Annotated in this window: 7 protein-coding genes; 3 read left to right on the forward strand and 4 right to left on the reverse strand. The window is 61.2% G+C overall.

Annotated elements, in window-relative coordinates; all coding sequences use genetic code 11:
• Nucleotides 1-47 precede the first annotated feature (47 nt).
• The 3 genes from QSK43_RS00930 to QSK43_RS00940 form a co-directional block, all read right to left on the reverse strand.
• Nucleotides 48-2264 carry a 3-hydroxyacyl-CoA dehydrogenase NAD-binding domain-containing protein gene (locus QSK43_RS00930; protein WP_332301967.1) on the reverse strand — a complete coding sequence of 739 codons (2217 nt, stop codon included), beginning with the start codon at nucleotides 2262-2264 and terminating at the stop codon, nucleotides 48-50.
• A gap of 148 nt (nucleotides 2265-2412) precedes the next feature.
• Entirely contained in the window at nucleotides 2413-3621 is a 1209-nt protein-coding gene (locus tag QSK43_RS00935; protein WP_045022266.1) for an acetyl-CoA C-acetyltransferase, read from the reverse strand.
• Nucleotides 3622-3653: 32 nt separating this feature from the next.
• Nucleotides 3654-5450, reverse strand: a complete 1797-nt coding sequence (locus QSK43_RS00940; protein WP_332301968.1) for an acyl-CoA dehydrogenase C-terminal domain-containing protein — start codon at nucleotides 5448-5450, stop codon at nucleotides 3654-3656.
• A 378-nt stretch (nucleotides 5451-5828) separates the two neighbouring features.
• Between QSK43_RS00940 and podJ the strand changes: the two genes are divergently transcribed.
• From podJ to QSK43_RS00955, 3 genes are all read left to right on the forward strand, one after another.
• On the forward strand, nucleotides 5829-9620 hold the full coding sequence (gene podJ / locus QSK43_RS00945) for a cell division protein PodJ (protein WP_332301969.1): 3792 nt from the start codon (nucleotides 5829-5831) through the stop codon (nucleotides 9618-9620).
• Between the two features lie 263 nt (nucleotides 9621-9883).
• Entirely contained in the window at nucleotides 9884-10810 is a 927-nt protein-coding gene (locus tag QSK43_RS00950) for a sulfite exporter TauE/SafE family protein (RefSeq protein ID WP_045022339.1), read from the forward strand.
• A complete protein-coding gene (locus tag QSK43_RS00955; RefSeq protein ID WP_332301970.1) occupies nucleotides 10807-11634 on the forward strand; it encodes a TIGR02186 family protein in 828 nt (275 codons plus the stop codon). The genes QSK43_RS00950 and QSK43_RS00955 overlap by 4 nt, the downstream gene beginning before the upstream one ends.
• Before the next feature lie 55 nt (nucleotides 11635-11689).
• Here QSK43_RS00955 and pdeM read toward each other — a convergent pair whose 3' ends face one another.
• Nucleotides 11690-12418, reverse strand: a complete 729-nt coding sequence (pdeM, locus tag QSK43_RS00960) for a ligase-associated DNA damage response endonuclease PdeM (RefSeq protein WP_332301971.1) — start codon at nucleotides 12416-12418, stop codon at nucleotides 11690-11692.
• Between the last annotated feature and the right edge of the window lie 15 nt (nucleotides 12419-12433).

Consider the following 12433-nt stretch of genomic DNA (forward strand, 5'->3'; position numbering starts at 1 on the left):
AAAAAAACAGGCCCCGAAGGGCCTGTTCACTTGTTCGCCTTGAAGGCTTATGCCGCTTTCGCGGTGCTGGCATAGGGATCGAAACGTCCGTAGAATGTCTCGCCCTTGGCAGCCATGTCCTCCAGCAGCGGCGTCGGCCTGAAGTGCTGGCCATAGCTCTCGCTCAGCTTCTCGGCGAGCGCCACGAAATTCTTCACGCCCATGCCGTCGATATAGGAGAGCGCGCCGCCGGTGTAGGGCGCAAAGCCGAAACCGAGGATGGAGCCGACATCGGCTTCACGCGGGTCGGTGACGATGCCTTCTTCCACCGTGCGGGCGGCTTCCAACGCCACCGTGACCAGGAAGCGCTGTTTCAGCACCTCCATATCGATATCTTCAGGCTTCTGTTGGGGATAGAGATCCTTCAGGCCGGGCCAGAGGGACTTCTTGGCGGGCTTTGGCGGGTAATCGTAAAAGCCCTTGGCGTTCTTGCGGCCAAAACGGCCCTCGCCTTCCACAAGCTTCTTCACCAGCTCCATATGGCGCGGATCGACGGCCTTTTCACCGAGATCGGCAACCGTGGCTTTCAGGATCTTGTAGGAAAGATCGATCGCCACCTCATCGTTCAGCGCCAGCGGGCCAACCGGCATGCCGGCGAACTTGGCGGCATTCTCGATCATGGCCGGCGGCACACCCTCGATCAGCATGTCATAGCTTTCCGCCATGTAGCGCAGCACGCAGCGATTGACGAAGAAGCCGCGCGTGTCGTTGACGACGATCGGCGTCTTCTTGATCTTTGCCACGTAGTCCAGCGCGACGGCGAGCGCCTTGTCACCCGTTTCCTTGCCGAGGATCACTTCCGTCAGCATCATCTTCTCGACCGGCGAGAAGAAATGGATGCCGATGAAATCCGCCGGGCGCTTCGAGTTTTTCGCAAGCCCTGATATCGGCAGGGTGGAAGTGTTGGAGGCGAAGATTGCGCCCTGCGGCAACACGGCTTCCACGGCCTCGATGACGGCTTTTTTCACGTCGCGGTCTTCGAAGACGGCCTCGATGACGAGATCGGCGTCAGACAATGCAGTATAATCCGCCGTGGGGGTGACGAGGTCGAGCAAAGCCTTGCCTTCGTCCTGCGTCAGCCGGCCCTTGCCGATGGCAGCCTTGACGCTTTCTTCGCAATGGCCCTTGCCCTTGTCGGCCGCTTCCTGGTCGCGATCGACCAGCACAACGGGGATGCCGGCTGCGGCGGTGACATAAGCGACGGCCGCGCCCATGAAGCCCGCGCCGACGACGCCCACCTTCCTGAACTCCGTCTTCGGCTGGCCTGCCGGGCGGCGTGCGCCCTTGCCCAGTTCCTGCATGGAAACGAACAGCGAGCGGATCATGCCGAAGGCTTCCTTCGAGCGAAGGATTTCGGTGAAATAACGCTGCTCTACCTTCAGCGCCGTATCGAAGGGCAATTGCAGGCCCTCATAGACGCATTTCAGGATGGCAAGTGCCGCCGGATAGTTGCCGGCGCTTTCACGGCGCAGGATCGCCGGAGCGGCCGGCCAGAGCTGAGCGGCGGCCGGCGTCCAGATGCCGCCGCCGGGCGCCTTGAAGCCCTTTTCATCCCAGGGGGCAACCGGCTTCAGGCCGTCCTTGATCATCTGCTTGGCAGCGGAAATAAGCTGATCCGGCTCCACCACCTGATGCACCAGCCCCATGGCCTTGGCCCGTGCGCCGGTCAGCGACTGGCCCGTGGTCATCATCTGCAACGCCGATTGCGCATCGGTGAGGCGCGGCACGCGCTGGGTGCCACCGGCACCGGGGAAGATGCCGACCTTGACTTCCGGCAGGGCGATCTTGAGGCTCTTGGCACTCGACGCGACACGGCCGTGGCAGGCGAGCGACAGCTCGAAAGCGCCGCCCATGCAGGTGCCGTTGATGGCCGAAACCCACGGCTTGCCGTTGGTTTCGATCTTGCGGAACAGGCCAGTCATGCGGCCGACCAGTTCGAACAGCTTGGCGGCTGCCTGATCCGGGTCCTTCGCCTTCTCGTCATTGTAGAAGGAGAACATCGACTTGATCATCGAAAGATCGGCACCGCCGGAAAACGTGCTCTTGCCGGAGGTGAAGACAACACCCTTGACGGCAGCGTCGGCGACAGTTGCGTCAACGATGGCGTTCAGTTCGTCCATCACCTCGGAAGTGAAGACATTCATGGACTTTTCCGGCATGTCCCAGGTGACAAGGGCGATGCCGTCTGCGTCTGTCTCGATGGTGAAATTGGTATAAGTGCTCATTTTGGGATTCCTCTTCCCTGAATCTTAATGGCCGCTTCGCTTTCTCCGTCATCCTCGGGCTTGACCCGAGGATCTAAGCACCGGGGATAGATCCTCGGGTCAAGCCCGAGGATGACGGAGGAGCCGTTGCGGTATCAGCCGAAGCCTCTTAAACCCGCTCGATCACGGTCGCCGTGCCCATGCCCGCGCCGATGCAGAGCGTGACGAGCGCCACGTTGAGATCGCGCCGCTCCAGCTCGTCCAGCACCGTGCCGAGGATCATCGCGCCCGTTGCGCCCAACGGATGGCCCATGGCGATTGCGCCGCCATTGACGTTCATCTTGTCGTGGCTGATATCGAAAGCCTGCATGTAACGCAGCACGACGGCGGCGAAGGCTTCGTTGAGTTCGAAAAGATCGATATCCGCAATCTTCATACCGGTCTTTTTAAGAAGCTTCTCGGTCACATCCACCGGGCCGGTCAGCATCAGCGCCGGATCGGAACCGATATTGGCGAAAGCCCTGATGCGGGCACGCGGTTTCACGCCCATCGCCTCGCCGCCCGCCTTCGAACCAACCAGCACGGCAGCAGCGCCATCAACGATACCGGACGAATTGCCGGCATGATGCACGTAGTTGATCCGCTCCACTTCCGGGTGGGCCATGATGCCGACGGCTTCGAAGCCGCCCATTTCACCCGGCATCTGGAAGGAGGGGTTGAGGGAGGCCAGCGCCTGCATGTCCGTACCGGGACGCATATGCTCGTCGCGATCGAGGATCGTCAGGCCGTTGCGGTCCTTCACCGGGATCACGGACTTGTTGAAATAGCCCTTTTCCCAGGCATGTGCGGCGCGCTTCTGGCTTTCGACAGCATAGGCATCGACGTCGTCACGGGAAAAACCGTATTTGGTGGCGATGAGATCGGCCGACACGCCCTGCGGCATGAAGAAGGCGGGGAAGTTGACCGAGGGGTCCATGTACCAGGCGCCGCCCGACATGCCCATGCCGACGCGGGACATGCTTTCCACGCCACCGGCGATGACGATATCGTCAGACCCCGCCTTGACCTTACCGGCCGCGAAATTGATGGCGTCCAGACCCGAGGCGCAGAAGCGCGAGATCTGCATGCCCGGCGCCTTGTTGGAATAACCGGCCTCGAAGGCGGCGGCTTTCGGGATCACCGCACCGGCATCCATGACAGGATCGACGCAGCCCATGATGATGTCATCGACAGCAGATGTATCCAGCCCGTTGCGGTCGCGGATGGCTTCCAGCGTCTTGGCGGCAAGACGAACGGAGGGCACCTCGTGCAGGCTGCCATCCTTCTTACCGCGTCCGCGCGGGGTGCGGACATGGTCGTAGATATAAACGTCGGTCATTAACTCTCTCCCTCGGCGCTTGAAACGCCCTGTCAGAATGCTTCCGCAGCCAGTTCCATCGTGGTGTCCGCGCCGGTTTCGATGCGGGCCTTGCGCAGCGCCGTTTCCGGCATGATGCGCTCCATGTAAAACTTCGCCGTGACAAGCTTGGTCTTGAGGTAATCCTCGTCCGAAGTGCTACCTGCCGCAAGGGCTTCACTCGCCGCCTTCGCCATGCGGGCCTGCATGTAACCCAGCACCACGATGCCGAAGAGGTGCATATAGTCGGTCGAACCGGCACCGGCATTGTCGGGCTTGGCCATGGCATTCTGCATGAACCACATGGTTGCGGCCTGAAGGTCGTTCAAGCCCTTCTTCAGACCCTTGGTGTAAAGGGCAAGCTTTTCGTCGGCGCGATTTTCCTCGCAGAAATCGCCGATTTCCTTGAACAGCGCCATGACGGCGCGGCCGCCATTCATGCCGAGCTTGCGGCCCACCAGATCGAGCGCCTGAATGCCGTTGGCGCCCTCATAGATCATGGTGATACGGGCATCGCGAACATATTGGCTCATGCCGTGTTCTTCGATGTAACCATGACCACCGAAGACCTGCTGCGCCATGACGGCATGGTCGAAGCCCTTGTCGGTCAACACGCCCTTCAGGATCGGCGTCACGAGGCTGAGCAGATCATCCGCCGCCTGACGCTCTTTCTCATCGGTCGAGCGGTGGGCGATATCGGATTGCAGCGCGGTCCATAGAAGGAAGGCGCGACCGGCTTCGTTATAGGCCTTGATGGTCATCAGCGTGCGGCGGATATCGGGATGCACGATAATCGGATCGGCCTTCTTTTCGGGGAATTTCGCACCCGAAAGCGAGCGGCCCTGAATGCGATCGCGGGCGTATTCGACAGCGTTCTGATAGGCGATCTCGCCAACCGAAAGCCCCTGCAGGCCGACGCCGAGGCGGGCCTCATTCATCATCACGAACATGGCGGAGAGACCCTTGTTCTCCGCGCCCAGCAGGTAACCCGTTGCATCGTCGTAGTTCATGACGCAGGTGGCGTTGCCGTGAATGCCCATCTTGTGTTCGATCGCACCGCAGGTGACGCCGTTGCGCTCGCCGAGCGAACCATCTTCCTTCACGAGGAACTTCGGCACGATGAACAGCGAAATGCCCTTGGTGCCTTCCGGCGCGCCTTCGATGCGGGCAATCACCAGATGAACGATATTGTCCGTCATGGAATGTTCGCCGGCCGAAATGAAGATCTTCTGGCCGGAAATCCTGTAGCTGCCGTCGCCCTGCGGAACCGCCTTGGTGCGCAAGAGGCCGAGATCGGTGCCGCAATGGGGTTCGGTCAGGTTCATGGTGCCGGACCACGTGCCTTCGACCATCTTCGGCAGATAGGTTTCTTTCTGCTCCTGCGTGCCGTGTACGAGGACGGCGGCGATGGCGCCCTGCGTCAGGCCGGGATACATCATCAAGGATAGGTTCGCGGACGACATATATTCGCCGATCGCGGCATGCAGCGTATAGGGTAGCCCCTGCCCGCCGAATTCCGGCGGAACGGCAAGACCGATCCAGCCGCCTTCACAATAGGCGTCGTAGGCTTGCCTGAAACCATCAGGCACGGAAACCGAACCGTCGTCGGCACGCTTGCAGCCCTGTTGGTCGCCGGAAAGATTGAGCGGGAAAAGCCGCTCTTCGGCAAGCTTTGCCGCCTCGCCGGTGATCGCCTCGATCATGTCGGGGGTTGCATCCTCGAAGCCGGGCAGGTTGTTATACCGCTCGAGGCCAAGAACGTCGTTCAGAATAAAAAGCGTGTCTTTGACTGGGGCCTTGTAAACAGGCATTACCGATGTTCCTCCGCATCGTGAAAACCGGAGCCGATCCGGCCAATATGGGATGACAATATTTGACGTGCGCGTAAACGTCAAATAAATTCCGGCGGAATGTCACCTCCCTTTTTCCGCCGAATGCATGCCTCTTCCCCATGCGAAATCGCCGTGCGCCACAAAAGTTAAAAAATTCCAACCTTAGTTAACCACTTCTTTACCACGTTTCGTGAATTCTCCGACAAGAGGTAACTGCTTCGTCAATCGGCGCATTTTCCTCCAAGGGGGCAAATATCGGCTCTAGAATTGCTGAATGTGCGGCGACGGCATGACCAGACAGGCAACCGTCGCGACAAACAACCGGGCACGCCGGACGGAAGCGAAGCGAGCGAGAAGATGAACGGATTGCGATCGAAAAACCAACAGCCAAGCGACAGGTCGTCTCTTGATGCTCTCAATCGCACCATTGAAGGCCTTGAAGCCCGTATCGAAGGGCTGATGAGCCAGAAGTTTCCACGCGATCCTCGGGCCGCGAGCCCTGTGCAGGAACCGAAAAACGAGGCTTATGCCGCGCCGCGCGAGCCGCGCGCCAGCGTCACCCCGCCGCAGCTCGACCCCGTCAACGAAATCCGCCAGCGCCAGCGCCTTCTCGAGGCGAGCTTCCAGCGCCCGCAGGAGCCCGTTGCGCGTCCGGAACGGACCATTACCAGACCGCTTGCGCCGGAATACCGGCCGAACGACGTACAGAGCGCGGCAACCAATCCCGCACCGCGCGCACGCTCGATCCCGCCCTATCAGGAGCAGCAGCGCAATGACGTGGCGTTGCAGGAGATCGCGCAGGCACTCGTCAACCTGCGGCACGAGCTGAAGAACGATATTTCCGAAGGCGTGGCGCGAGAAGCGCAGGGGCTGCGTGCCGAAATCCGCAATATTCGCGCAATCGCGGAAGACCAGCAGTTCATCGGCGATCTGCGCGACGATATTGCACGGCTTGCCGGCAGCATCGACCAGCTCGGTAACCTCGCATCTCCTGACGCCTACGGGCTGCGCAATGAATTCGAAGACCTGCGTCTCACCATCGACCAGCTTGCGCGCGAAGACAGCGTGCACCGGATCGAAAGCCGCTGGAATACGGTGGAAGACACGTTGCGCGGTTTCGATGCGGCCTCGCTGCAGGATGAAATCGTCTCGCTCGCCTATCGTCTCGACGACATCAAGACCCAGCTCGGCGGCATGAACAACAATCCGGCCGTGCGCGTGCTCGAGGAAAAGCTGATCACGATTGCGAGCGCCGTGGAGCAACTCGGCAAGCATATGCAGCCCAACGAGGCGGCCTTTAGCGAACAGTTTTCCGGTCTGGATCAGCGGCTGGACGAAATCAGCCGTGCGATTGCCGCGACCGGCGCCCGCTCGAATGCGCAGGCCACGGACAATGCGCTCGCCCAGCGATTGGAAACCCGCCTCAACGGCCTTTCCGAACAACTCGGCGATATCAACCGCCTCGCCGCCGTCAAGCCTGAACCGGCTCTGGATCTCACCGCCCGTCTTGAAACGCTGGCGGCCAAGATCGACGAATTGAGCACCGCGCGCGACGCCGCACAGCTGCATGAGCGGCTGGATCAACTCTCCCTGCTTCTGGAGCGGTCGCAGCGCCCGTCGCAGCAGGCGGAACTGACATCTTTCCTCAGTGATATTTCCCGCAAGATCGACGCGCTGGATCACGGCACCGTCAATGACGGTCTGGCGGAACGGCTCGACACGCTTTCGCGGCGGATCGAGGATCTCGACTATCGCTACAGCCAGCCGCAGCCGGTCGCCGGTTTCAACGAAAGCACCTTTTCGCGTCTGGAAGAGCGGCTTGGCAATATTGCGGCCCGTCTGGACGAATCCACCCATGCCGCACCGGCCGACAGCGGCGCGCTGGCGAGCCTCGAAAACCAGATATCCCACCTCTCCTCGCTGATCAGCCAGCCGGGTCACCACCAGCCGGCAGGCATGTCGCCTGAACTCGATGCCCGCATGTCGGCGATCGAGGACTATATGTCCTCCAACGACGAATATATCATCGAAGCGGCGCGGCAGGCGGCTGAGGCCGTTCTGGACGCCTTTACGCGCAACAATATCTCCGCCGGCACAAACCTCGCCGACATGACGATGCTGACCGATCTCGCCACCGATCTGCGCAGTCTCGAGGCACTGAGCCGCAACACCGAAGAACGCACGCACCGCACCTTCGAGGCGCTGCACGAGACGCTGGTGCAGATCGCCGGCCGGCTCGACAGCCTCGACAATCGCGATGCCGCTCCCGCCTATCGCGGAGAGGCAGCACCGCGCAACGTCGCGCAGCATATGGTCGCTTCCACTCGCGAAGATGTGGCCATGCCGGCCGCCATCTTCCCGCAGGACGGTTATATCGCCGAAGAACAGGCCATTCTCGACAATGAGCGGAACGCCTACGAAAACGATGCGGATGTGGTGGCGATCGTGCCGCCCGCCGCTGCAAATCCCGCAAAAGCAGAAAAAACAAGCCTGCTTGCCGGCCTGACGAAGCGTTTTAAAACCGGCACGGCGAAGACCGCCCAATCGGCAGCGGAACCCGCATCGGTAACCACCACCACGCGCACGCAGGTGGAACCCGCTCCCTCGCTTGATCCGATCGACGTTCTGCCCGCAGGTCAGGAGAACGAACTTCTGGAGCCCGGTTCGGGCGCGCCTGACATCAAGAAGATACTGGAGCGGGTGCGCGCCAGCCAGGTCGCCGCCAACGGCAAGGCTGCGGACGCCGAAGGGCGGACGGATTTCATAGCCGCCGCCCGTCGTGCAGCGCAGGCCGCCGCCATGGAGACATCACCGGAGAAGCTTGAAACCGGCAAGAAGAGCCGCAAAGCCGACACTTCGGCGCTCTCGCGCTATCGCCGTCCGCTGCTGCTCGGCATCGGCGCCATTCTTCTCGCCATGATGGCCATGCCGCTCGTCAAGTCGATGATCGGCGGCGCGGAAGCCCCGATTGAGGCACCGGCACCGGTCATCGAACAGAAAATGGACAATGCTCCGGTCTCCGCACTTCCCGAGACCGGCGACAAGGCCGTGACCATCCCTTCCGATCTCGCCATCGACCCGCAGCAGGCGGCATCCGCCGACAGCATCGAAAATACGGCATCACCGGAAAACATCATCGATCCGCGTACCATCGGCGGCGCACCGCTGGCCAACGAACCGCCGAGCGCCGGCGCTCCGACGGTGGATGCGGCGACCTCCGGCACCGTTGCGCAGAACCAGCAGCAGGCACCGGCGCAAGTCGTTGCCCCCGCCACCCCCGCCCAGAACGCGATTGCGGTTCCCGCAGGGATCGAACCGGCATCGCTGACGGAAGCGGCAGCAAAGGGCGATACACAGGCGCTCTACGAGATCGCAGCCCGCTACACCGAAGGTCGTGGCCTAGCCGCCGATCGCACGGAAGCTGCAAAATGGTACAAGCTGGCTGCGGATCGCGGTCTTGCTCCTGCGCAATATCGCCTTGCCAATCTTTACGAGAAGGCGAATGGCGTTGAGCGCAACCTTTCCGAAGCGAAGCGCTACTACACGCTGGCGGCAGAACAGGGCAATGCAGGCGCAATGCACAATCTCGCCGTCCTGCTCGCCTCCGACGCGGCCGGCCAGCCGGATTTCGCGGCCGCTGCGCAATGGTTCATCAAGGCTTCCGAACTCGGCGTCCGCGACAGCCAGTTCAACCTTGCCATTCTCTATGCACGCGGAAGCGGCGTGAAGCAGGATATCGAAGAGTCCTACAAGTGGTTTTCCATCGCAGCCAAGGATGGCGACACGGATGCCGCCCAGAAGCGCGACGAGGTTGCCGGAGCGATGGAGCCGCAACAGCTTCAGAGCGCCCGTACGAAAGCCGACGCATGGAAGGTCAAGCCGCTTTCGGAAGACGCCAACAACGTCAATCCACCCGATGAATGGGCCGGCAAAGAGGGCGTGAAGACCGCTTCCGTGGACATGGAAAAAGCGATCCGCAACATTCAGGCGATCCTGAACAAGAACGGTTTCGACGCCGGGCAGCCCGATGGCAAGCTTGGCAAGAACACGGTTACGGCCATCAAGGACTTCCAGAAATCCGTTGGCCAGACGCCTGACGGGCGCATCACCAACGAGCTGGTGACCGCCCTGCTCGCCCGCAACAAGTAACCGTTCGGCAACGGTTGGAGCGGCCGCATGGGCCGCTTTCCCACAGTTTGGCGTCGGAATGTGGCGCAGCCCCCACGCCTGACCTCTATCTTTCCAAATTATCAACGTATTTACCGTTGAATGTTGACACGTCAGACCCTCGCGGGCATGACGAATGAAGGCGGGGCATGCCCGGTCTTTTCAGACAGAAAATGTAAATCGCGGCGCGGCCTCCCACCCGGACAGGCCCTGTCGCCCGGAACCATTTGCCCGAGGTCCGAGCCGTGACTGTCTATCTGCCGATCGCAGAACTGTCGGTGAATATTTTCATCATTCTCGGCATGGGCGCGGCCGTCGGTTTTCTTTCCGGCATGTTCGGCGTGGGCGGCGGTTTTCTCATCACCCCGCTGTTGATTTTCTACAATATTCCGCCCGTGGTGGCCGTGGCGACTGGTGCGAACCAGGTGGTGGCCTCCTCCGTCTCCGGCTCCATCACGCATTTCCGGCGCGGAACACTGGATGTGAAGCTGGGCAGTGTACTGCTTGTGGGCGGTCTTCTGGGCGCCACGGTCGGCGTGTGGATATTCTCCTATCTGCGCAGCATCGGCCAACTCGATCTCATCGTTTCGCTGCTCTACGTCGTCCTGCTCGGCACCGTCGGCACGTTGATGCTGAAGGAGAGCATTTCCGCGCTTCGCCGTGCCGCCCGCAACGAAACCGTAACCTTGCGCCGTCCCGGCCATCACAACTGGGTTCACCGCCTGCCGCTTAAAATGCGGTTCAAGAAATCGAAGATCTATCTCAGCATCATCCCGATCGTCACGCTGGGGTTCGGCATCGGCATCCTGACCTCGATCATGGGCGTCGGCGGCGGCTTCATCATGGTTCCGGCCATGATCTATCTTCTGCGCATTCCAACCAGCGTCGTCGTCGGCACCTCGCTGTTCCAGATCATTTTCGTGACCGCCTATACGACCATCGTTCAGGCCGCAACGAACTATTCCGTCGATGTGGTGCTGGCCTTCATCCTGATGGTGGCCGGTGTCATCGGTGCGCAATATGGCGTGCGCGTGGGGCAGAAGTTGCGCGGCGAACAATTGCGCGCGCTGCTGGCGCTGCTGGTGCTCGCGGTCGCCCTTCGCCTTGCCGTGGCACTGGTGGTGCGCCCGGAAGACCTGTTTTCGGTCGCTGTCGGAGGGTTAGGCTATTGACCCGCCGCCTGCTGATCGCCGCACTTCTTCTCTCGCCATGTCTTGTCTTTTGGGAAACGGCTTCGGCGCAGACGCCGCCGCTTGCCCTGCCGCCCGGAACGCAGCAGCGATCCTTGCAGGAAAATATCGAGATCGGCGCATCGACGACGGAAATTCCCATCGCCTCGGATTTTCGCGGGGCGGATTTCACGCTCTTCGGTGCTCTCAACAATACCGACCAGCTGCTGCTGGCAATCGGGCAATATGATATCGTCGTGACCCTCGAAGGTCCCAGCGATTACATGACCGTGCGCAAGAAGGAGCGTGTGGCCGGCATCTGGATCAATACCAGCGCCATCACCTTCACGCCGCTGCCGGAATCCTATTCCATGGCCAGCACCCGCGATATCAGCGCCATCGCTTCGCCCGGCGCCTTGCGGGCAATGGGGCTGGGTGTCGAACACCTGTCGCTCAAAAGTGCCGTATTCTCCGGCGTGCCCGACAATGTCTTCGATTTCCAGGAAGCCTACCGGCGGCTCAAGCTTTCAAGCGGCATTTATCGCAACGACACGACCGGGGTGAGGCTGGAACGCACCGGCCTGTTCTGGGCAACATTGCGCCTGCCCGCCAACGTGCCGAACGGCGTGCACACCGCCCGCGCCTATCTCTTCAAGAGCGGTAACTTCATCGCCCAGCGCGAGCTGAAACTGCGTGTCGTCAAGACAGGCATGGAACAGGCGATCACCGACGCGGCGCATCAGACGCCGCTTGCCTATGGCGCGCTGTGCGTTCTGCTGGCCGTCGTCACCGGCTGGGGTGCGAGCATTATTTTCCGCAAGGACTGAGTTTTCATCCGGCAAAAAAGAGTGTCTGCCGCCCGCGCAGGGCAAACCGACACGCTCAGCCGAGCAGATTTGAAAACCTCACCGAATAGATGCGGTCACGCCCCATCAGATGCGCGACGAGTGCAGCGTGATCGAAGAGGCCGCGCATGGCCTTGTGCCGCAGATCCAGCCCGCCGCTCATGACACCGAAGGCCGGCATCAAAAGCCGGGAACCATCGGTAGCGAAACAGGGTCGCCGCACCGTCTTTTCGCGACGGCGAACCGTGGCCGATGGATGCAGGTGGCCGGCGATTTCGCCGGCGACCTCCCCTATTTTCGGCTCGTGGCGGAAGACGAGATTAGCGTAGAACATCTCGTCCACCGAAGACCCCGGCAGATCGACCGTACCATCAGGATCGTGATTGCCGTTGATCCATATCCACTCGCGGCCACGGGCCATCTCACGGATGAGGTCGCGCAGCATCAGCGGCAGATGCTGCGACCCAACGCGGTCGTGGAAATTGTCGCCGAGGCTGACGACGATTTTCGGATCATAGCGGCTGACAAGGGAAGACAGGATTTTAAGCGTGGCGATGGTGTCGTAGGGCGGCAGCATCCGCCCGCGCCGGGCAAAGGCTGCACCCTTTTCCAGATGCAGATCGGAGACGACGAGCAGCGACAGGTCCGGCAGGTAAAGCCCGCCCAGCGGATCGCACCATGCAGCGACCCCGTTCACGGCGGTTTCGCTGCCGAGGCATTCGAAGCCGTTGGAAAACCTGTCGCTCAATGTCAGCCGGCTCAGCACGTTTACCTTGGTTCC

The sequence above is a fragment of the Rhizobium sp. GR12 genome (genome assembly GCF_036596185.1).
GTDB classification, from domain to species: Bacteria; Pseudomonadota; Alphaproteobacteria; order Rhizobiales; family Rhizobiaceae; genus Agrobacterium; species Agrobacterium nepotum.